At 63.3% G+C, this 20,144-nt stretch carries 20 protein-coding genes; 6 read left to right on the top strand and 14 right to left on the bottom strand.

The window, feature by feature from the left end; genetic code table 11:
* Positions 1-28: 28 nt before the first annotated feature.
* Positions 29-1,063, bottom strand: a complete 1,035-nt coding sequence (locus GOX53_RS18810) for a glycosyltransferase family 4 protein (protein ID WP_371810359.1) — start codon at positions 1,061-1,063, stop codon at positions 29-31.
* A 31-nt stretch (positions 1,064-1,094) separates the two neighbouring features.
* The gene (locus tag GOX53_RS18805) at positions 1,095-2,267 is read right to left on the bottom strand and encodes an MFS transporter (protein WP_171179026.1); all 1,173 of its coding nucleotides are present in this window, start codon (positions 2,265-2,267) and stop codon (positions 1,095-1,097) included.
* 141 nt (positions 2,268-2,408) lie between these two features.
* Between GOX53_RS18805 and GOX53_RS18800 the strand changes: the two genes are divergently transcribed.
* Positions 2,409-3,551, top strand: a complete 1,143-nt coding sequence (locus GOX53_RS18800) for a DUF3095 domain-containing protein (protein WP_171179025.1) — start codon at positions 2,409-2,411, stop codon at positions 3,549-3,551.
* A 14-nt stretch (positions 3,552-3,565) separates the two neighbouring features.
* Here the strand turns inward: GOX53_RS18800 and GOX53_RS18795 are convergent, their stop codons facing one another.
* From GOX53_RS18795 to GOX53_RS18760, 8 genes are all read right to left on the bottom strand, one after another.
* Positions 3,566-4,336 carry an HpcH/HpaI aldolase/citrate lyase family protein gene (locus GOX53_RS18795; protein WP_171179024.1) on the bottom strand — a complete coding sequence of 257 codons (771 nt, stop codon included), beginning with the start codon at positions 4,334-4,336 and terminating at the stop codon, positions 3,566-3,568.
* Positions 4,337-4,347: 11 nt separating this feature from the next.
* Positions 4,348-5,148, bottom strand: coding sequence for a 2-oxo-hept-4-ene-1,7-dioate hydratase (gene hpaH, locus GOX53_RS18790; protein ID WP_171179023.1), 801 nt, complete (start codon positions 5,146-5,148; stop codon positions 4,348-4,350).
* Entirely contained in the window at positions 5,145-5,999 is an 855-nt protein-coding gene (locus tag GOX53_RS18785; protein WP_171179022.1) for a fumarylacetoacetate hydrolase family protein, read from the bottom strand. Before GOX53_RS18785 ends, hpaH begins: the two co-directional genes overlap by 4 nt.
* Positions 5,999-7,420: a pyridoxal-dependent decarboxylase gene (locus tag GOX53_RS18780; protein ID WP_171179021.1), complete on the bottom strand. Its 1,422-nt coding sequence runs from the start codon at positions 7,418-7,420 to the stop codon at positions 5,999-6,001. The genes GOX53_RS18785 and GOX53_RS18780 overlap by 1 nt, the downstream gene beginning before the upstream one ends.
* Positions 7,421-7,495: 75 nt before the next feature.
* Positions 7,496-8,476 carry a 3,4-dihydroxyphenylacetate 2,3-dioxygenase gene (gene hpaD, locus GOX53_RS18775; protein ID WP_171179018.1) on the bottom strand — a complete coding sequence of 327 codons (981 nt, stop codon included), beginning with the start codon at positions 8,474-8,476 and terminating at the stop codon, positions 7,496-7,498.
* An 11-nt stretch (positions 8,477-8,487) separates the two neighbouring features.
* Complete coding sequence (hpaD, locus tag GOX53_RS18770; RefSeq protein WP_171179016.1) at positions 8,488-9,342, bottom strand: 3,4-dihydroxyphenylacetate 2,3-dioxygenase; 855 nt, start codon at positions 9,340-9,342, stop codon at positions 8,488-8,490.
* Positions 9,343-9,383: 41 nt separating this feature from the next.
* Positions 9,384-10,895 carry a 5-carboxymethyl-2-hydroxymuconate semialdehyde dehydrogenase gene (hpaE, locus tag GOX53_RS18765; RefSeq protein ID WP_171179014.1) on the bottom strand — a complete coding sequence of 504 codons (1,512 nt, stop codon included), beginning with the start codon at positions 10,893-10,895 and terminating at the stop codon, positions 9,384-9,386.
* On the bottom strand, positions 10,888-11,286 hold the full coding sequence (locus GOX53_RS18760) for a 5-carboxymethyl-2-hydroxymuconate isomerase (protein WP_171179012.1): 399 nt from the start codon (positions 11,284-11,286) through the stop codon (positions 10,888-10,890). The genes hpaE and GOX53_RS18760 overlap by 8 nt, the downstream gene beginning before the upstream one ends.
* 105 nt (positions 11,287-11,391) lie before the next feature.
* Between GOX53_RS18760 and hpaR the strand changes: the two genes are divergently transcribed.
* Positions 11,392-11,826, top strand: a complete 435-nt coding sequence (gene hpaR, locus GOX53_RS18755) for a homoprotocatechuate degradation operon regulator HpaR (protein ID WP_171179010.1) — start codon at positions 11,392-11,394, stop codon at positions 11,824-11,826.
* A 25-nt stretch (positions 11,827-11,851) separates the two neighbouring features.
* Here hpaR and GOX53_RS18750 read toward each other — a convergent pair whose 3' ends face one another.
* From GOX53_RS18750 to GOX53_RS18735, 4 genes are all read right to left on the bottom strand, one after another.
* Entirely contained in the window at positions 11,852-13,369 is a 1,518-nt protein-coding gene (locus GOX53_RS18750; protein WP_171179008.1) for a proline/glycine betaine ABC transporter permease, read from the bottom strand.
* 10 nt (positions 13,370-13,379) lie between these two features.
* Positions 13,380-14,429, bottom strand: a complete 1,050-nt coding sequence (locus GOX53_RS18745; RefSeq protein WP_171179006.1) for a glycine betaine/L-proline ABC transporter ATP-binding protein — start codon at positions 14,427-14,429, stop codon at positions 13,380-13,382.
* A gap of 68 nt (positions 14,430-14,497) precedes the next feature.
* Positions 14,498-15,469, bottom strand: a complete 972-nt coding sequence (locus tag GOX53_RS18740; RefSeq protein ID WP_171179004.1) for a glycine betaine ABC transporter substrate-binding protein — start codon at positions 15,467-15,469, stop codon at positions 14,498-14,500.
* Between the two features lie 37 nt (positions 15,470-15,506).
* Positions 15,507-17,837, bottom strand: coding sequence for a DUF1989 domain-containing protein (locus tag GOX53_RS18735; RefSeq protein ID WP_254446625.1), 2,331 nt, complete (start codon positions 17,835-17,837; stop codon positions 15,507-15,509).
* A 108-nt stretch (positions 17,838-17,945) separates the two neighbouring features.
* On the opposite strand from GOX53_RS18735, the gene GOX53_RS18730 reads away from it, so the two are divergent.
* The 4 genes from GOX53_RS18730 (at position 17,946) to GOX53_RS18715 (ending at position 20,129) form a co-directional block, all read left to right on the top strand.
* Positions 17,946-18,980 carry a LacI family DNA-binding transcriptional regulator gene (locus GOX53_RS18730; protein ID WP_171179001.1) on the top strand — a complete coding sequence of 345 codons (1,035 nt, stop codon included), beginning with the start codon at positions 17,946-17,948 and terminating at the stop codon, positions 18,978-18,980.
* A 202-nt stretch (positions 18,981-19,182) separates the two neighbouring features.
* Complete coding sequence (gene napE / locus GOX53_RS18725; protein WP_171178999.1) at positions 19,183-19,368, top strand: periplasmic nitrate reductase, NapE protein; 186 nt, start codon at positions 19,183-19,185, stop codon at positions 19,366-19,368.
* Between the two features lie 43 nt (positions 19,369-19,411).
* On the top strand, positions 19,412-19,876 hold the full coding sequence (locus GOX53_RS18720; RefSeq protein ID WP_254446623.1) for a ferredoxin-type protein NapF: 465 nt from the start codon (positions 19,412-19,414) through the stop codon (positions 19,874-19,876).
* Positions 19,869-20,129: a chaperone NapD gene (locus tag GOX53_RS18715; protein ID WP_171178995.1), complete on the top strand. Its 261-nt coding sequence runs from the start codon at positions 19,869-19,871 to the stop codon at positions 20,127-20,129. The genes GOX53_RS18720 and GOX53_RS18715 overlap by 8 nt, the downstream gene beginning before the upstream one ends.
* The last annotated feature ends 15 nt before the right edge of the window (positions 20,130-20,144 follow it).

Genomic DNA, 20,144 nt, shown 5'->3' with positions numbered 1-20,144 from the left:
ACGCCGATTTGAGCCGTGGCGCGGTGTCTCAGGCCGGATCCAGCAGCGCGTGGTAGACCTCGACCAGCGCTTTGGCCTCGCCCTCGATGTCGAAATGCTGTTCCACATGGGCGCGGGCGGCGCTGCCGGACTGCGCCAGAGAATCGCGGTCGCGCAGCATCTCGGCGGCGGCCTCGGTCAGCGCCGGGATGTCATCCAGTGGCACCACCCGGCCCAGCGAAGGATCGGTCACGATCTCGGAAAACGCGCCCACATCGGTCGCCACCACCGGCACACCGCAGGCCATCGCCTCAAGCGGGGTCAGGCCGAACCCTTCCCACCGCTGCGGCGCGATGAACAGATCGAGCACCTGATACCACTCGGCAATGCGGTCCACCGTGACCTCGGGCTTGAACAGGATGCGCTCGGCCAGCCCGGCCTCAACCACCCGTTCCTTGAGTTCAGCCAGATAGGCGGTGTGCTTCTCCGTGGCCCGGCCCATGACGATCCCCGCCACATCGTCGAACTCACGGCAGAGCGCGATCATCGCATCGACAAAGGCATCGGTGCCCTTCTGATGCCGAATACGCCCGTAACAGCCCAGCAACAGGCCGTCCGGCAGCCCCAGTTTGTTCCGCAGCGCGGCCCGGTCTTCGGGCGGCGTGAAATCCTCTAGGTTGATCCCGTGCATGATCACCCGCGCATCGCAATCGAGATACCCGGCGGTCTTGCGCGAGGTGGCCACCACCGCGTCCATCTTGCCGATCAGCCATTTGGTGTAGCCGGTATGCGCCCGCTGCGAGGCGCTGGTGAACAGCAGTTTCAGCCGCATCCGAAACAGGCCGCGCAGGATCAGGCCCAGCAGCATCTCGGTATTGCGCCTTGCGTGCCAGACCCGCATCTGCCCGCGCGGCATGAACGGCACCTTGGACAGCGGAATATGCGGGATGTCCTTGGGCAGACCCGGGCCGGTGGCGGCGATCCCGATCCACCGGTTTTGCAGCGGCACCAGCCGGGCAATGGTCGCGGTGACGCCGGACAACCTGCGTTTGAGATTGGGGGCGATGACACGCACGTCTTTCACGGGGCTCTCCTGGCGCGGGCCTTTGATGCCGTCACTCGACACTGTCGCGGCTGAAAACATATACCGCGCAACCGGCGGCAAGTGCGACCGCAAAAAAGCCGAAGATGGCAGTGTAGGGCGCCGAGGCGCCCAGATCGACGGTTGCCGTATGGATGCGCCCGGTCACGAACTGCATGATACCGACGCCGCCAATGCCAAAGAGATTCAGCAGAGTCACACCCCTCCCCACCAGATGCGGCGGGATGAAGGCGCGACCATGGGCCATGATCACCGGGAACGAGGCGCCCAGCAGGCCGATGGCCGCCAGCAGCGCCACCGAGATCCACACCGCCTGCCCGATCCACAGGCAGAGCAGCCCCAATGCCGCCGCTCCCAGCAGGTTGCCGCCAAGGATCACCCATTTGCGCGTGTGCAGGATGCGGTCGAGCGGTCCATAGGCGAAGGTCCCGGCAATCATCGCCGTCCCCATGATCAGCGTGGCCTGCCCGATCTGGGCCGTGTTCAGGTCAAACACATCCCGCAGATAGGGGCCCGCCCACAGCCCCCGCAGTGCTGCCGAGGGCGCATAGGCCACCAGCATCAGCGGCAGAATGGCCCAGAGCGCGGGTTCCTTCAGCAGATCCAGAACCGAGCCCGTTTCGTCGGTCTCGACCCGCTTGGGGTCCTGCACACTGACCCAGATGCCAACCGCCACCGCCGCCGAAATCAGCGCCAGCCCACCCAGCGTCGCGCGCCAGCCCATCAGCTCGACCGCCAGCGCGGTGGGGTAGGAGGCGACCAGATTGCCGACCGAGCCCACCCCCAGCATCACCGCCGCCAGCGTGGCGAACTTGGCCGGAGGATACTCGCGCGCGAAGATGAAATACGACGCCATCAGCACCGGCGAACAGCCCACCCCGATCAGCACCATCGCCAGGCTCACATGCACCGGTGCCGTCGCCATCGCAAAGAGCGCCGCCCCGCCGCCTCCACCCAGCAGTAAAAGCACCGCCGCCGTCCGGCGCGGCCCGATCCGGTCCAGCGCCCAGCCCACCGGCAATTGCATCAGCGCAAAGGTCAGAAACCACAGCCCCGAGGCCGCAGCCAGATCGTCCGGCGCCGCTTCGATATCACGGCCCAGATCGGCGGTCAGAACGGCCAGAAAGGCGCGGAAGAACTGGCTCAGCACATAGGCCAGGCACAAGACCACCAACCCTGCCTGCATGACCCGCCCCTCCGATAACCGCCTCCGACCCGGGATGGTTGACATGTTATCGGCCCATGCACAAGCGCGTGTGATTTGTTGCAATCCCCGGTTCCCGGACCCGACTGCGCTATGCTGCTTCACATGTGAGTGAGGGCACAGATGTTTGACAGGCACGATCCGTTCTATGCGCAGCTTGTGCCCCAGCGCGAGTTTGCGCGGATGGCCGAACCCAGCCGGTTCCAGCCGGTGCCCGACGATTGGTTCGTGGGCGTTTCCGACATCGTCAATTCAACCGGCGAGATCGCCAAAGGCCGCTACAAGACGGTGAACATGGTCGGTGCGGCGGTGATCTCGGCGATGATCAACGCTTTGGGCGATCAGCAGTTTCCCTACATATTCGGCGGCGACGGTGCCTCATTCGCGGTGCCGGGGGATCAGGCCGACCAGACCCGGCAGGTGCTGGCGACCCTGCGGCGCTGGGCCGAAGAAGAGTTCGCGATCTCCCTGCGCGCCGCGCTGGTGCCGGTCAGGGGCATCCGCTCAGCAGGCCTCGATGTGCGGGTGGCGCGCTTTGCGGCCTCGGACGGGGTGGATTACGCCATGTTCGCCGGGCGCGGACTGGCCTGGGCCGAGACCCGGATGAAAGCCGGAGAGTACGGGATCGACCCCGCCGCCCCCGGCGCGCAACCGGACCTGACCGGTCTCTCCTGCCGCTGGTCCAATGCCCGGGCGCAGAACGGCCAGATCCTGTCGCTGGTGGTGCTGCCCACCGACCGCGCGACCGAGCGTGACTTCGCTGATCTGGCGCAGCGCGTGGTGGCGGCTTCGGAAGGGCTGGCGCGCGGCGGCCACCCGGTGCCTGCCGAAGGGCCGGCAGTGAACTGGCCGCCGCCGGGGCTGGACCTCGACGCCCATGTCTCGCGCGCCGGGCGCAACCTGATGCTGCACAAGCTGTTCCTGCTGGGCCAGAACCTTCTGATCTGGCTGCTGTTCAAGACCGGCAAGAACCTGGGCTCTTTCGACCCCGATCACTATGCCCGCATGGTCAGCAGCAACGCCGATTTCCGCAAATTCGATGACGGCCTGAAAATGACGCTCGATTGCGACGAGGCCACCCGCGCCCGGATCGAGGCACTTCTGGACGAGGCGCGCGGGCGCGGCAAGATCCGCTATGGCCTGTTTGCGCAGGACGAGGCGATGGTGACCTGCATCGTCCCCTCGGCACTGCGCGACGACCACGTGCATTTCATCGACGGCGCTTCGGGCGGCTACACGCAAGCAGCGGCCAAACTGAGCAGATAGAGCCTAAATAGGGGCTATTTCGCCTTCCAATGCGCCGACAGCGCCCGTGCGTTCTGCGCCAGGATCAGCACGTCGATCCCCACCGCCAGAAACTGCGCGCCCATGTCCAGATAGGCCTGCGTCGCCTCTTCGCTGACCCCCAGAATACCCGGCGCCTTGCCCGCCGCCCTGATCCGGGTGATGGCGTCGGCGATCACCGCGCGCACCTCGGGGGCTGCGCTGTTGCCCTGAAACCCCATATCGGTGGACAGATCCGCCGGGCCGATGAACACGCCGTCCACACCCTCGACCCGCAATATATCGTCCAGCGCGTCGATACCCGCCCGGTTCTCGACCTGTACCAGCAGGCAGATCTCCCGATCCGCCGTGGGGATGTACTCGCTCACCGTCCCGAACATCGCAGCCCGCGCCGCCGTGGCCCCGACACCGCGCGCGCCATGCGGCGGATACTGGCAGGCCCGGACCAGTTCCCGCGCCTGTTCGGCGCTCTCCACGATGGGCACCAGCACCGTCTGCGCCCCCGCATCCAGCACCGTCTTGATGATCCAGGTCTCGCCCACCGGCACCCGCACGACGGCATGCGACGGGCTGGCCGCCAGCGCCATCAACTGATCGCGGATCGAGCGAATGTCGTTGGGCGCGTGCTCCCCATCGATCACCAGCCAGTCAAAACCCGTCGTGCCCATGATCTCGGCGGTGTTGGATTCGGCAAAGCTCATCCAGCAGCCGATCAGCCGATCGCCCCGTTTCAGAGCCTGTTTGAACGTGTTTGTCGGGGCGGCCATGGCGAAACCTTTCAGGCGAAATTGATATCAACCGAGCCGAACGGCCCGAAATCGGCGTGGAACGCGGCGCCCGGGGGCGCCTCGATGGGCCGGATGAACGAGCCTGACAGGACGATATCGCCAGCCTCGATCACAAGTCCATACTCGGCCATCCGCCGCGCCAGCCACAGGACCGAGGTCACCGGGTCGTTGAGCACCCCGGCGCCCAGCCCGGTCTCCTCGACAACGCCATCGCGGGTGACGATGGCCCCGACCCAGCGCAGGCCATGGGCGTCCACCGCATGGCGCTCATCGCCCAGCACCACACCCGCATTGGCCGCATTGTCGCTGATCGTGTCGGTGATGATCCGGGCCTGCCCGGTCTCGGGATCGGCGCGCAGGATGCGGGTGTCGAGGATCTCCAGCGACGGGCAGACATAATCGGTCGCCGCCAGCACATCCTCGTGGGTGGAATCCGCCCCGGCCAGCGGAGCTTTCATGACAAAGGCGATCTCGGCCTCGACGCGCGGCTGGATGAACCGGCCTGCTGGCACTGTGCTGCCATTCCCGAACGCCATGTCGTCCAGCAGCACACCGCTGTCCGGCGTGTCGATCTTCAGCGCGTCCTGCATGGCACGGCTTGTCAGGCCAATCTTCCAGCCGATCCGGTGCCGCCCCGCCGCCAGCTTCTTCGCCACCAGTTGTTTCTGCACCGCATAAGCATCGTCCAGCGTCATGCCGGGATAGCGCAGGCTGAGCAGCCCGCATTGCGTGCCGCTCTGTTCGGCCTGAAACAGCGTTTCGGCAGCCTCTTCATGCTGATCCGGGGTCATTCGTCCTCCACCGTGTTGACGAGTGTTCCGATGCCTTCGGCCTCAACCTCGATCACGTCGCCGGGTTTCAGGAATCGCGGCGGGTCGAACCGGGCGCCGGCACCGGTGGGGGTGCCGGTGATGATGATGTCGCCGGGCACCAGCGTGGTGAAGGTCGAGATATATTCGATCTGCCGCCGGATCGGGAACAGCATCCGGCTGGTGCGATCATCCTGCCGCAGCTCACCGTTTACCTTGGTAGTCAGCTGGATGTCATCAAGCTGCGCCGGGGCCGTAAAAGGCACTAACCAAGGCCCAATCGCCCCGGATTTGTCCCAGTTCTTACCTTGGGTGACGTTGAACTTCGCGTGCCGCACCCAATCGCGCAGGGTACCCTCGTTGCACAGGGATATGGCCGCGATATGGTCATAAGCCTCGTCCTGCGCGATACGGCGCCCGCCCTTGCCGATCACCACCGCGATCTCGCCTTCGTAATCCAGTTGCGGCGTCTCTGGCGGCCGGATAAGCGGTTGCCCGGCCCCGGTGAACGAGCGCGGGAACCGGATGAACAGCGACATGTTCGGCGGCGCCTCTTTCCCATCCTTGTACTCGGCATTGCGGTCGGGAAAGTTCACGCCGACACAGATGATCTTTTCCGGCGCGGGGATCGGGATTTCATAGCGGAAACTGCCATCCGGATGGGTGACTGGCCTGTCCTTCGCCGCCAGCGCCAGAGCGTGCAGCCCGTCGGCCTCGATCACCTCGCGCAGCGTCGGCCAATGCGGGAAATCGGGCGACAGGGCTACCATACCGCCCTCGGTCACGGCGCCGTAAAAGGTTTCCCCCTTCGAACTGTAAGTGGCAAAGCGCATCAGAGGAGCCCTCTCGCAATTTCGGTGATGACGTCGAAGGCCATCCTCACATCCTCCTCGGTGGTCTCGAACTGCCCGGCCTGAAAACGGATCACCAGATCTCCATCCACGCGGGTCTGGGTCAGATAGATGCGGCCATCGTCGTTGATGGCGTTCACCAGCCGCAGATTCAGATCGTCCAAATTGTACAAACCGGGGTCAGAACCCGGTACAAAACGGAAGGTCCAGAGCGACCACATGGGCTTGGTAACGATTTCGAAATCCGGCTCCGCCGCCAGCCGGTCATGCAAGGCTTGCGACCAATTCACGTGATTGCGCAGCCGTTCACGCAGACCTTCCAGCCCGTAAGTGCGGATCACGAACCAAAGCTTCAGCGCGCGGAACCGACGGCCCAGAGGCACGGACCACTCGGAATAATTGATGATCCCATCCTTGCCATGGGTCTTCAGATACTCCGGACTGATCGCCAGCGTCTGCACCAGATCGTCCGGGTTCTTGAGGAAATGCGCACAGCAATCGAACTGCACGCCCAGCCATTTATGCGGGTTGAAGACGATGCTGTCGGCACGCTCCACCCCCGGCCAATAGTGGCGGTATTCCGGACAGATCATCGCGGACCCGGCCCAGGCGGCATCCACATGGGTATAGAGGCCATATTTCTCGACAATCTCAAGACATTGATCCACCGGATCGGTGGCGCCGGTGCCGGTGCCACCAACGCAGAGGATCACGCCCGCAGGCTGAAAACCAGACTCTAAATCAGCCTGAATCGCTGTTTCCAGCGCTTGGGGGTCCATGCCGCGCCAGCCGCCCATGATGGGAATGCGGATGAGGTTCTGCTGCCCGATCCCGGCAACCCAGATGGCGCGGTCGATCGACGTGTGCACCTCGGACGAGCAATAGACCCGCAGTGTTTTCTGCCCGAAGAAGCCCTGTTCGTTTCCCTGCCAGTTCAGCGCCTTTTCCCGCATGGTCAGCACCGCCGCGAGCGTTGCCGAGGACGCCGAGTCCTGAATGACGCCTGCGAATCCTTGGGGCAGGTCCAGCGCCTGACGCAGCCAGTCCATCATCCGGGTTTCCATCTCGGTCGCCGCCGGAGAGGTCTGCCACAGCATGCATTGCGGCGCGATGGCGCTGGCCAGAAACTCGGCCAGAACCGAAGGCGCCGAGGCGTTCGAGTTGAAATAGGCGAAGAATCTTGGGTGTTGCCAATGGGTTAGCCCGGGCATAACGACATCCTCGAAATCGCGAAAGATATCTTCCATGGCTTCGGGTGTCTCTGGCGGTGTCTCTGGGAGCGCGTTCAGCACATCGCCCGGCTCGGTCCGCGCCCGCACCGGGCGGTCGCCCACGGTCAGGTGATAGTCCTGCGTCCAGTCGGCGACCTTGCGGCCCCAGTCGGCGAACTCGTTCCACTTCATGCGGTGATCCTTGTGGCTGGCGCCCCCTCACCCAACCCTCTCCCCTGAGGGGAGAGGGCTTTGGTGCCCGTTGGGTCAGGGTGCGATGATCGGCTGGGCGTCGAGTGCGCTGGGCGCAGGCGTGACACCTTCGAAGGTCGAGCCCTCTTCGAACCAGCTGCGCGGTGCGGGGGCACCCCAGAGGGTCTGGCGCTGCGGGTCGGTGAGGGACCATTTGATCGGCTCAAGGTCCGGGTCGACCGTTTGGTAATCCGAGCAATAGATCTCGATCCGGTGCCCGTCCGGGTCGCGCACGTAGAGAAAGAATGCGTTCGAAATTCCATGCCGCCCTGGTCCCCGCTCGATATTGTCGACATAGCCAGTGGTGGACATCAGATCGAGAAGGTCAATGATGTTCAGCGGGTTGGGCACCCAGAAGGCGGTGTGATGCAGGCGCGGGCCGAAGCCATTGGTGAACGCCACATCATGCACCCCGCCCTTGCGGTGCATCCAGGCGGCCCAGATTTTGCCGCTGTCGTCATCCTCGGTGTATTCGGTGACGCGGAATCCGATGTCGCTGTAGAACTCAACCGCCGCATCCACATCCGCCGAGAACATGTTGAAATGGTCGATGCGGAGCGGTTTTACCCCTTTATAGAGCCTGTATTTCTGGTGAATCGGCTCCAGTCGCTCCATCCGGACGTAGAATTCCAGCGGAATGCCCCAGGGATCGCGGGTGCGCAGGGTGCGGCCCATATGCGGACGGTCCACCCACTCGACCGGCAGGCCGCGCGCGGCGAAGAACTCGGCGGCCTTGTCCAGATCAAGCTCATCGAACAGTTTGAAACCCAGCACGCCCACCTCGGCCGTATCCGCCTGCGCCAGCACGATACAGTGATGGCCGCGTTCCTCCATCGCGCGCAGGTAGATGCGTGTGTCGTCCTCGTGCGTGACCTGCAGGCCCAGCGTGTCCACGTAAAAGGCGCGCGAGGCGGACAGGTCGGTCACGCGGTATTCCACATGGCTGAGCCGCACGATGTTGAACGGCGGATAGAGGTTCGGGGCAGGGACGGGCATATCGGGCCTCCTTATTGAACCGGGAAGATCACGTTGGTCTGGCCGGTGCCGGAACTGGGGAAATACTCGGTGATGAGCTCGCAGGGCGCGGTGTAGCTGTCCCAGCCGAGCGCACCGTAGAGCATGGCGGTGTCGTGCATCGAGCCTTCGCCGCAGCAGAAGTCAGCATATTCGCCCAGCATCTTCAGAAAGGTCGCGTGATCACCTTGTTGCCACAGCTCCAGAACACGCAGGTCCATCTGGCGGTTGAATTCCGAGCTGATCGTGAAGGTGCCGTTATTGGCGGCGTAGTCCTTGTTGGCCCAGATCTTGTGGCTGAGCGAGCCCGAGGCAACCAGCAGCACCTTGTTGTCGCTGGCCTCGACCGCCTCGCGGATTGCCTCGCCGATCACGCGGCTTTCGTCATGGTCGTGCACGGTGCACCAGGCGGCGATAGAGACGACCTTGAAATCGCCCTCGCGGCTCATGAATCGCATCGGAACAAGGGTGCCGTATTCCAGTTCCAGCGAGTCCAGTTGGTGCGACAGGGTGTAGACGCCTTTTTCGGTGGCCTTGGCAGCGATGGCGTCACCCAGCACCGGGTCGCCTTCGTAGGCATAGGGCAGGTTCTGGATGAACTGCGGGAACTCGTTCGAGGTGAACAGCCCCTCGAACCGGAGATTGGCTTTGATGTGATAGCCCGCATTGATCACCCAATGGGTATCGCAAATCACGATGGTATCGGCCCCCAGTGCCTTGGCGCGCCTGGCGATTTCGCGGTGGCCGTCGATGGCCGGTGTGCGGGCGCCTTCCAGACGTCCGGGTTGTTCCGACATCAGCATGGTCGGGACATGAGTGCATTTGGCTGCGAGAACGATTTCGCCCATTCTCTCCTCCTCAAAGATTGGGTGCGCGTTTCCCCGAGGTTTCAGGCGCCGAGGCGCGGGATACTGTGCTGGCCGGTGGCAAAGCCGACATGTTTCTGTTCCATGTAGAACTCGAAGGACCAGTCGCCGCCGTCGCGCCCGATGCCGCTGGCCTTGACGCCTCCGAACGGGGTGGGCAGGTGGCGGACGTTTTCGCTGTTGACCCAGATCATGCCCGCCTCAAGCGCATTGGTGAAGCGCAGGGCGCGGGTCAGATCGTTGGTCCAGATATAGCCGGTCAGGCCGTATTGGGTGTCATTGGCCAGTGTTAGAGCCTCATTTTCATCGCTGAACCGGATGGCGGTCAGGACGGGACCAAAGATCTCCTCCTGCGCGATGGTCATGTCGTTGGTGGCATCGGTGAAGAGGGTGGGGCGCACGAACCAGCCTGTGTCACCGACCCGCTCACCGCCCGCAGCGATGGTGGCGCCGTCGGTTTTGGCGGTCTCGAAATAGGACGTCACCTTGTCGAAATGCACCTTGTGGATCAGCGGGCCGATCTCGGTTGTTGGATCCAGCGGATGGCCGACGCGGATGTTGTTCACGCGGGCGGTCAGCTTGGCCAGGAACGCATCCGCCACGCTGTCCTGGATCAGCAGGCGCGAGGATGAGGTGCAGCGCTCGCCGTTCAGAGAGTAGATCATGAAGATCGCGGCATCCAGTGCGCGGTCAAGATCGGCGTCGTCGAACACCACGACCGGGTTCTTGCCACCGAGTTCGAAATGCACCCGCTTCAACGTGTCGGCGCCCTGTTTCATGATCATCGAGCCGGTTTTGCTTTCGCCGACAAAGGCGATGGCCTTGATGTCGGGGTGCTCGGTCAGTCGCTTGCCGGCCTCTTCGCCGAAACCGTTGACCAGGTTCCAGACGCCGGCGGGCAGACCGGCTTCATGGGCGATCTCGGCCAGAATGCGGGCGGTCAGGGGCGAGAACTCGGCCGGTTTGTGCACCACGGTGCAGCCTGCCGCCAGCGCCGGGGCGATCTTCCAGGTGCTGAGCATGAAGGGCGTGTTCCACGGGGTGATGACGCCGACCGGGCCGATGGGTACCCGCGTGGTGACGTTCATCAGGGTCGGCGATTGCAGGTTCTGCCCGTCCCGCGCCGCCGGGGCTTTGTCGGCAAAGAACCGGAAGTTCTCGGCGCCGCGCAGTGCTGCCTTGGACATGAAGCGCAAAGCCTGACCGGTGTCCCAGCATTCGCACAGCGCGATTTCCTCGGCGCGCTCGACAATCAGGTCGGCGATGCGGTGCAGGATCTTGCGGCGTTCCAGCGCCGGCATGTCACGCCATGCCGGGAACGCGTTCTTTGCCGCCTCGGTGGCGGCGTCGATATCGGCCGCGTTACCACGTGCGACGGGGCAGATCAGGCTCTCATCAACGGGGGAATGTGTCTCGAACCGCGCGCCCGAGGGCGCGTCCACGGACTCTCCACCGATCAGGTTTTGGATGCCGCTGGTGCGGAACCGTTCCAGATGTCCGTTCAGTTTCGCGATATTGGTGTCGAGGTCAGTCATCCTGATCAGCCTTTTTCAGATGGTCCCGGATCGTGCCGGTCTTCGGGGACAGCTCGGGGTCGATGTCGCGCATCTCCAACGACAGGGCGACGGAGTGTTTGGCCATTGCCGGGGCGAGGAAGCGTTCCGCCGCCGCAAAGATATGTGCGGTCGCGTCTTTCCGCGCCGGCAGGTCGCGCCCGCCGCGCAGGCGGACCGAGATGTCCACATGGCCATGGGTTGGATCACCGTCCGCGATCGCCACATGATCGGCGCGGATCGCCCGGACACGGATACCGGCAAGCGGGAGAATTCCGGTTTCCAGCGCGGCCACCCGCAGCGCCTCGCAGAGCGCGCGGATATCGGTGCGGGTCTCCATATTGGCGGAATAGTCCACGATGACGTGCGGCATCTGCGCTCTCCTTTAATTAACATGTGAAGTAATTTTATGATTCTGTCAACCACCGCCAAATCAATCACCGGTTGCGAAAGAGGCCGAATTCGGCAAAGGTTTGGTATGACACGCGAATTACCGCTTACTTCAAGGTCCTTGCCAATCGCTCTGCTGCGGGCACGCGAAAGCGTCATGGGGCCGATCCGCACGATGCTCAGCGATGTCGGAATCACGGAACAGCAATGGCGGGTTCTGCGTGTATTGGAGGAGGAGGGCCCTCAGGACCCCACCCGCATCGCCGAACGCGCATGCCTGTTGCTGCCGAGTCTGACGAGGATCCTGCAGAAGCTGGACGAGAAGGGGCTGATTGACCGGCGCCCGGATCCGGATGACCGGCGCAAACAGATCATCAAGATCACAGATCCCGGGCAGAAGATCATTCACGATAACCTGACCGCCAGCATTCAGGCCGCCGAGCGCATCCGGGCACATTTAGGGCCTGATCAGTACGAGGCCCTATTGGACTTGCTCAACGAACTGCACGACATGGACACGTAACCGGCGCTGTTAAGCGCCGGTGACTTTAGCGTTTGCCCGCCACGATACGATCCAGGATCAGCGCGCAGAACAGGATTGCGAGACCCGCAAGAATGCCCTGTCCAGCGGCGGCGTATTGCAGCGCCTCCAGCACGTCCTCACCCAACCCCTTGGCGCCGATCAGCGAGGCGACGACCACCATGGCCAGCGACATCAGGATGGTCTGGTTCACGCCTGCCATGATCGTCTTATGCGCCAGCGGCAGATCCACCCGCCAGAGCAGGTAGCGGGGCGTCGCACCAAAGGCCAGCGCCGCCTCGCGCACCGTTTCGGGCACCTGTTGCAGGCCAAGGACGGTAAAGCGGATCACCGGCGGGCTGCCGAAGATCATCGTCGCAACCACGCCAGCGGGCTTGCCCGAGCCGATGAAAGCCACGACCGGGATCAGGTAGACGAAGGACGGCATCGACTGCATGAAGTCCAGAATGGGTCGCACGATAGCGAAGGCGCGCGGTCTGCGGGCGCAATAGATGCCCAACGGAATGCCCAGTGTGATCGAGATCAGCGCGGCCGCGCCGAGCAGCGCGATGGTGGTCATCGCCTTTTCCCAGAAATCCAGCAGCCCCAGATAGGCCAGTGCCGCACCGGTAAAGATCGCCACGCGCGGACCAGCGGAGAGAAAGGCGAGCATGATGATTACCAGCGCCACGACGGGCCAGGGCGTGTCGACCAGCACAACCTCGATCCAGTCGAGCAACGTGCGCATCCCGTAGGTCAGCCCGTCGAAGAACCCGCGCCCGGCGGTCTTGGTCCATTCGAACACAGCCTGCACCCCGTCGCCCACGTTCAGCCGCCAGTCGCGGTTGGTTGGGAAGGTCTTGAGCAGGTTCACCGCGTCGGGCTGAGCGAACTTTATCGTGGTCAGCACCACGACGGCGACCGTGAGCACCGAAGAGACAAGCAGCCTTGGCCCTGACCAGCCATTCGCGACGCTGTGATCGGACCGCCACCGGGCGAACTGGCCTTCGAGCGTCCAGTTGGCGAGCGATGCGGCGAGGAATTTTACTCCGAGCAACAACACAATGCCGATGATCAGGTAGGTCACGCCCGTGGAATCCGCGCTGCGCGCGGCCTCTTGGGCGCCAGCCAGCGCACCCTCCAGAGATTCCGCCGCTCGCTTCAGCGAATCGAGGGACGCGGCCCCGGATTGTTCCGCCGCCGCGATCTGTTGCCGCCGGAGTTCCAGCGTTTGCTCGATCTGCGCGGCCCGCTCTCGAAAATCACGGCCCAGATCGCCGATAAGGCCCAGCCCGATCTGGATATAGGCCAGGGTTTCCAGCACCAGAAAGCCCAGGAACCAGGACCAGAGCCCGCGTGCGCCGAACCAGATCGGCCCCAGCAGGGCCGCCGCCTTGTTCAGCGTGAACCGGTATCCCGGCGCTTGCATCATGTAGCCGAACGTCTGCTGGTAATAGGCCTGCCCGCTGCCCACGAACTCCGCGATCAGCGTGTTCAGGCGGTCGGCGGTTTCCGGTTTGATCTCTGCATCGCCCACGTGTTTCATGTCCGCCTCCTTAAGCCTGGCTGTCCTGAATGGCACGGATCAGCCCCGCGCGGTTGATCACGCCTACGGTCTTCCCGCCCTGCGTTACAGCGACGACGCCATGCCCATCGACGCAGAGATTCATAAGGTCCGATAGGTCCATTTCCGGATGCGCCTCCTTGGCGTCCTTGGGCACCTCGCCGTGATGGGCCTCGAACTCGTCCACCGGTTTCATCACCGAATGGGCGAAGATCATGTTGAGCTTGGAGATCCCCGCCACGAAATCGGCCACGTAGTCATCGGCAGGGTTCAGGATGATCTCTTCGGGCGTGCCGATCTGCACGATGCGGCCATCCTTCATGATCGCGATGCGGTGGCCGATGCGGATCGCCTCGTCGAGATCGTGGGTGATGAACATCGTGGTCTTGTTGAGCTTGTGGCTGAGCTCCATGAACTGATCCTGCAACTGCTTGCGGATCAGCGGGTCGAGCGCCGAGAACGGCTCGTCCATCAGCAGGATCTCGGGGTCGGCGGCGATGGCGCGGGCAAGGCCTACGCGCTGCTGCATGCCGCCGGACAGTTCATGGGCGTATTTGTCTTCCCAGCCGGTGAGTTCCACCAGTTCCAGCACCCGGTCCGCCTCTTCCCAGCGGCGAGCCTTGCCGGTGCCGCGGATCTCGAGCGGCATCGCCACGTTGTCGCGCACGGTGCGGTGCGGCATGAGCCCGAAGTTCTGGAACACCATCGCGACGCGGCGGTTGCGCAAATCGCGCAACCCCTCATCGTTGAGGCCCATCACATCGTCGCCGTCCAGATAAATATGCCCGTCGGTAGGCTCCAGCAGACGGTTCACATGGCGGACCAGGGTTGATTTGCCCGAACCGGAGAGGCCCATGACACAGAACAGCTCACCCCGTTCGATCTCGAAGCTGGCATCGGCGACGCCCACGACGCAGTCATACTTATCGAGCACGTCGGCCTTGCTCAGCCCTTCGGCATGAATGGCCTTCAACGCTTCTTGTGCCCGGTTGCCGAACACTTTCCAGACGCCACGCGCGTCGATTGCGATATCCGCTGTCATACTGGCCCCGCTGATATTGGTTTGGTGGTATTGGACCCCGGCAGCCTTCCGCCGGGGTCATGTTCGGCTCAGTTGACGTTCAGGCCCAGCCAACCATCCACGATATCGCCGTTGGCAGCGATCCATTCCGTAACCACCTCATCGATCTCGCGGCCTTTCACGACCACCTCATAGGTGAGCCCGCTCAGTTGGTCCGCATCCATGTCGATCTTGGCCAGGAACGAGGCCGCCGCCGGGTTGCGCTGTTCCAGCGATTTGGAATGCGCCACGGTCACGGTCTTGACCGGCTCGCCGGTGCTGACATTGGACTTGTTGTACCAATCGGCATCCTGATCCGGCTGCACCATCTTGTAGGTGGCCGCGTCGTGCTCGGGCTCTTCCAGAATGGTCACATCATAAAGCGCGTGGACGTAATGCGGCGCGTAGCAGTAGAAGGCCGCACCCTTGCCCTGATCCACGAGGTCCTTCAGCCGCGAGTAGAACACGGTTTCATCTTCGGTGGTGGGGGTCAGGAAGGTTTCTATGCCATAGTCGCGCACGCGCACCTTGAACGTGTTGGTCGAGGCCCAGCCCGACGCTCCTACCCAGACCTCGCCCATGCCGTCGCCATCCGAGTCGAACAGCTCTTGCGCGGCGGGAGCGGCCAGATCGTAGATCGATTTGATGTTGTGATCGTCGACCATGTAGTTCGGTACGCAGATGCCCGCGCGGCCCTCGTAGCTGCCTTCGGACAGGGCGACGGTGCCCTTCTGGTCGACATATTCATCGGTGAAGGACGACTGGTTTGGCAGCCAGACATCCGGGTGCACGTCGATATCGCCGCGCCCGCCGTCCATGGCGGCAAAGATCACCGCGTTGGCGCCCGGGGCATAGCCTACTTCGCCACCCAGACGGGCTTCGATCACCTGACCGATTACCCGGCTCATAATCTTGGCGCCGGGCCAGCTGGGCTCGCCCACCATCACTTTGTCCTGTGCCATCGCGCCGGTGGCGCCGAATGTAAGGGCCAGAGCGGCTGTAAGTGTCTTGATCTGTTTCATTCCTGGTTCTCTCCTGTTGATTGTGTCGGTTACGCTGTCAGGCGCGCGCCCGCTTGCGTTGCGGGTCAATGAATGGAATGTCCGTGACGGTGGCGCCGAGGCGCTTCATCCGCCCATCGAGCTGCCCGATTTCAAGCCGGGTTTCGTTGTCTGCATGTTCGATCGACAGTCGCGCCATGGCGATGGCACGTTCGAGCGAGGGCGAGCGGGTGGCCGAGGTGACCACGCCCACCTGCCGCTCACCCAGATAGACATGGGCGCCATGGGCGGGCACGTCATCGCAATCGATCAGCAGGCCCTTGAGAATCCGGCGCGGGTCGCGGGCGTTGCGCTCGAGCGCCGCCTTGCCGGTGAAGTCGGCCTTGTTCAGATCAACGGCAAAGCCCAGCCCAGCCTCGAACGCATCGACGCCCGAGGCGAATTCGGCATCTGCGGCGGCCAGCCCGGCCTCGATCCGGATGATTTCCAGTGCTGCGGAGCCCATGGGGGTGATCCCGAATTCCTCGCCCGCCGCCATCACCGCGTCCCAGACCGCGATGGCGTCGGATTTGGCGCAGAAGATCTCGTATCCCAGTTCGCCGGTATAGCCCGAGCGCGACAGCATGAAGGGCGCGCCCTCACGGTCATTCAGCCGCGCCACGGTGACGCCGAACCATTTGAGGTGATCCAGCACCGGCACATGCGGCTGGGTGAAGGCGATTTTGCGCAGCAGATCTCGCGATTTCGGGCCTTGTAGTGCCAGATTCGGCAGCGCCCCGCGCATCGCATGCACCCGCGCCTGTAGTCCGCGCTCGGCGGCCAGCGCTTGCAGCACCCGCCCGCTTTCCTCGGACCCGCAGCACCAGCGGAACAGATCAGGCGCCAGTCGGAACAGGGTGCCGTCGTCGATGACGGTGCCGCTCTCATCGCACATCAGCGTGTAGGAACCGCGCCAGACCGGCAGCTTTGCCACGTTGCGAGTGGTGGCCTGCTGCATCAGTTTCTCGGCATCCGGGCCGACAATGTCGTATTTGCGCAGCCCGCTCATGTCCTGCACCGTCACCGCCTCGCGGCAGGCCCAATATTCACCCAAAGTGCCATGCGAGGGATAGCTGACCGGCGCCCACAGATCGCGCGCCGGGGCGAAATGCTGGGTCAGGGGGGCCAGACGCTCATGGAACGCGGAATCCTGGCTGATCGACATAAGGGCGTCTTCCTTTTCGCGATAGGCAACGGCGCGGCGGATCGGGGTTTCGGGGCGGTAGATGCGCACATGCACGTCCGTCGGGTTCCAGCCGTTGATCGGGTCGATATCGTCGGGGCAGGCGGTCGAGACACAGATCAGATCCTCGATCGCGCGCATGGCGACGTAGTCGCCGGGGCGGGAGTGGGATTCTTCGGTCAGCAGGTGATGCGTCGTGGGGTCGATCCACGTGCTCCAGAAAAAGTTGATCGCAGGCCAGGCCGAACGCCGCGCGACGCCATAAGGGGCGAGCGCGTTCGACATGTTGTCAGAGCAGTTCACATGGCCGGGAAAGCCGCGTTCTTCGTACCCTCGAGCGGTGCAGGCCAGCCCGAACGTGTCATGCCGCCCGCAGGTATCCTGCACCACGTTCAGCAGCGGGCGCATTTCGCGGTCGTAGAATTTGTCCAGCAGACCCGGACCGGGATAGGCGCGCCGCACCATTGAACGGGTGGCGGTCGAGTCGATTATCCACTCGTCACCCCGGTTCAGCCCGTCGGCATGCAGGGCCATGAAGTCCGAGCATTGCTGCCCCTCGATGTCGATGATCTGGATGACCTCACCGGCCTTGACCTCGTAGGCGCATCCGGTGCCGCGCGGCACGGTGAACTCGTCCCTCGTGTCGCCCAACAGCGGCGGCAGCAGCGGGCCGTTCACGATAGCGGGCTTGTGCAGCACGGTGACGCTGCCGCCGCCAGCGCCATCGATCATGTTCTGGGCAGGCGCCGGGCGGATCAGCCAGATGGTCAGAGGCTGGTCCGCCCTGAGGATCAACGCATCCTCCGCCTGCGCCAGCCGGTGGGAGAGAACCGGCTGATAAGGGTCGCCGCCTTGTGCCGCGATCCAGTCGCTGAACCGGGCGCTGTCGAAATCCGAAAGCTCAACCGCGCCGTTCGACGTCAGCCCAAGCGCTGCCAGCATCGGCTGCCCTGAGGCATCGAACGTGGCGAGTTCAAGCGGGCTCGATAGTGTGATCCCGTCCACCGAGATCAGGTCGCCCGCCAGCATCTCCAGCTTTACGGCCTCACGCGGGGCCAACGCATATGGCCGCGCGCCAGTGGTTTTCGGAAAACCGGGGAACCGGCGTCCGGACGTGTCGAACCCCATGTTGCTGAAGTCGTGTATGACTGTCTGGCCGTGCATCATTTTCGCGGAATCGCTGAAATGTAACTAGTTACAAGAGTTGATGAAACTAGTTACATATGTCAAGCCTTTCATGAGCCGACTCTCGTTAGTCAGGGAATTCAGACCATTATGACAGGCCCCGAGCCTAAAAAGCGTGCAAACCTGCGGGACGTCGCCAAAGCGGCGGGCGTATCGGTTGCCACCGTGTCCCGGGTGCTGAACGCCCCTGGCGCGGTAAAGCTAGAGACGCGGGAGAAAGTGCAGGCGGCGATTTCCGAGCTACGCTTTGTCCCCAGCGCCGCCGCGCGCGCTATCAACTCTGGCCGGACGAGGTTTGTCGGAGCATTGGTGCCGACGCTGGACAACGCAATCTTTGCCCGGTTCCTGGCGGCGCTTGAGCGTGTATTGGGCGAGCACAAACTGTCGCTAGTGGTGGCAACCACCCATGACGATCCCGGCATCGAGGCGGCAAAGGCGCAGAATTTGGTAGATATCGGCGCCGAGGGGCTGATCGTGTCCGGCATTACCCATGCCCCCGATCTTGATGCGCTGATCGAGCGTTGCCAGCTGCCCGCCATCGCCACGTCCTTCTATGCGCCGGACTACGGCTTACCGACCATCGGATATGACAACGCTGCCGCCGCGCGGCTGGCGTTGCAGCATCTGATCGGGCTGGGGCATCGCCGGATTGCCGTTGTGCACGGCCCACGTGCCAACAATGACCGGACGCGGGCGCGGCTGGAGGGCGTGTTGGGGGCGGGCGATGGTGTCACGGTGCAATGTCATGAGGCCGTGATCGCGATTTCCGGAGGATGCGATGCCGCGCAGGCGATTTTGGCTGCCGATGCGCGGGTCAGCGCCGTGATGTGCCTGTCGGACGTTCTGGCCACGGGGGTTTTGTTCGAGTTGCAGCGTCAGGGTATCCGTGTGCCGGATGAAATGTCGCTGATGGGGCTCGACGATCTGCCCGGTTCGGCCCATACGGCGCCGGGTTTGACAACGGTTCATCTGCCGGTTTCGCGCATGGGCGAAGCCGCCGCCCATGCGATTGCCGGGTGGGTGGAACAGCGCCGGGAGCCGCGGCCTCATTTGCTGGAGCCTGAACTGGTGTTGCGGGCCTCGACCATCCGATGCGACGCCAGTGATTCCGGGGCTAAAAAGTAGCGTTTTGCGGTCATATTTTTTCGCGCTGGCTTTCGCGCCTGAGTCGCATCGTAAGGCGTTGTCAGTGATCGGATATAACGCGTTTGTGGATCGCGTAACTTATTCATATTAAACGAGTTAAGCACCAGATCGGAATTTGCGGCTATTCAGCATTCCTGCTGTGGACATTCCTGTCCGCGTTGATCTAGACTCGGGTCAGCCAATGCGATCGGAGACGTCTGAATTGTCTACCACCCATGAGCCAGTGCAGGACTTGAAGCGCGACGAACGCCGTGCTTTCATACTGCTTGCGGTTTTCCTCGCCCCCGCGCTTGCAATTGCAATCGTGGGCGGATGGGGCTTCCTCATCTGGATGTTCCAACTGATCTACGGACCCCCAACCGGGTGACGGTGGAATGTCTGGCCAGGTAAGAACAGCAAACCCACGCCAGATGTTCCGACAAAGATCGGATTACCAACGCCCACCTTGGTCCACTGAAAGTAGCATTCGAAATGCATGTATTGGCTGCCGAAGGTGCATAGAGGCCTGTCCCGAGGGCATCCTGTTTGCCGGATATGCGGACACGCCAGCCATCGACTTCGAACTTGGTGAATGCACCTTTTGCGGCGCCTGCGCAGAGGCCTGTGACGAGGCGGTATTCGCCGAGATCACTGCCAAGCCCTGGGACCAGATCGCCGTCATCGGATCGGGTTGCATTCAGGCCGCCGGGATCGGTTGCCAGCTGTGCACCGACACCTGCCCGCAGACGGCCCTGCGCCTGGATCTGTCGCACCGGCCCGTTGGCCGCATCGCGGTGAATGCCGAGGCCTGCAACGGCTGCGGCGCCTGTTTGCCGGTCTGTCCGGTCGGGGCCATTACCGTCGAAACACCTAAAAAGGATCACCTCAATGGCTGATCTCGTTCATATCTCCAGCCTCATGGTTCTGGCCGACCCGGCCCAGATGGAAACCGTAGAGGCCGAAATCGGCAAGATCGCCGCCGCCGAGACGCAGGTCACCGACCCGTCCGGCAAGATCATCGTGACGCTTGTAACCGAAAGCGAAGCGGAAATCGTGAACCATCTCAACGAGTTGAATCTTATCGACGGCGTCGCCAGCGCGTCGCTCGTCTATCATCAAACCGAAACCGAACCAGAAGTCCCGGCATAAGGCCGGAACGGGGAG

Origin of the sequence: Ruegeria sp. HKCCD8929 (assembly GCF_013031405.1) — a bacterium.
GTDB lineage: Bacteria > Pseudomonadota > Alphaproteobacteria > Rhodobacterales > Rhodobacteraceae > Ruegeria.
The sequence above is the reverse complement of the archived record's forward strand: the minus strand, read 5'-3'. Positions and strand labels throughout refer to the sequence as shown.

Coding starts and splice junctions, on each gene's coding strand:
- GOX53_RS18760 (WP_171179012.1), bottom strand. CDS start 11,286: ATGCCGCACGTCATCGTGGACTATTCCGCCAATATGGAGACCCGCACC.
- GOX53_RS18740 (WP_171179004.1), bottom strand. CDS start 15,469: ATGAAACAGATCAAGACACTTACAGCCGCTCTGGCCCTTACATTCGGC.
- GOX53_RS18715 (WP_171178995.1), top strand. CDS start 19,869: ATGGCTGATCTCGTTCATATCTCCAGCCTCATGGTTCTGGCCGACCCG.
- hpaE (WP_171179014.1), bottom strand. CDS start 10,895: ATGACTGACCTCGACACCAATATCGCGAAACTGAACGGACATCTGGAA.
- GOX53_RS18750 (WP_171179008.1), bottom strand. CDS start 13,369: ATGAAACACGTGGGCGATGCAGAGATCAAACCGGAAACCGCCGACCGC.
- GOX53_RS18730 (WP_171179001.1), top strand. CDS start 17,946: ATGACAGGCCCCGAGCCTAAAAAGCGTGCAAACCTGCGGGACGTCGCC.
- GOX53_RS18720 (WP_254446623.1), top strand. CDS start 19,412: ATGTTCCGACAAAGATCGGATTACCAACGCCCACCTTGGTCCACTGAA.
- hpaH (WP_171179023.1), bottom strand. CDS start 5,148: ATGACCCCGGATCAGCATGAAGAGGCTGCCGAAACGCTGTTTCAGGCC.
- hpaR (WP_171179010.1), top strand. CDS start 11,392: ATGACACGCGAATTACCGCTTACTTCAAGGTCCTTGCCAATCGCTCTG.
- GOX53_RS18745 (WP_171179006.1), bottom strand. CDS start 14,429: ATGACAGCGGATATCGCAATCGACGCGCGTGGCGTCTGGAAAGTGTTC.
- GOX53_RS18795 (WP_171179024.1), bottom strand. CDS start 4,336: ATGGCCGCCCCGACAAACACGTTCAAACAGGCTCTGAAACGGGGCGAT.
- GOX53_RS18805 (WP_171179026.1), bottom strand. CDS start 2,267: ATGCAGGCAGGGTTGGTGGTCTTGTGCCTGGCCTATGTGCTGAGCCAG.
- GOX53_RS18800 (WP_171179025.1), top strand. CDS start 2,409: ATGTTTGACAGGCACGATCCGTTCTATGCGCAGCTTGTGCCCCAGCGC.
- hpaD (WP_171179018.1), bottom strand. CDS start 8,476: ATGCCCGTCCCTGCCCCGAACCTCTATCCGCCGTTCAACATCGTGCGG.
- hpaD (WP_171179016.1), bottom strand. CDS start 9,342: ATGGGCGAAATCGTTCTCGCAGCCAAATGCACTCATGTCCCGACCATG.
- GOX53_RS18735 (WP_254446625.1), bottom strand. CDS start 17,837: ATGATGCACGGCCAGACAGTCATACACGACTTCAGCAACATGGGGTTC.
- GOX53_RS18780 (WP_171179021.1), bottom strand. CDS start 7,420: ATGAAGTGGAACGAGTTCGCCGACTGGGGCCGCAAGGTCGCCGACTGG.
- napE (WP_171178999.1), top strand. CDS start 19,183: ATGCGATCGGAGACGTCTGAATTGTCTACCACCCATGAGCCAGTGCAG.
- GOX53_RS18785 (WP_171179022.1), bottom strand. CDS start 5,999: ATGCGCTTTGCCACTTACAGTTCGAAGGGGGAAACCTTTTACGGCGCC.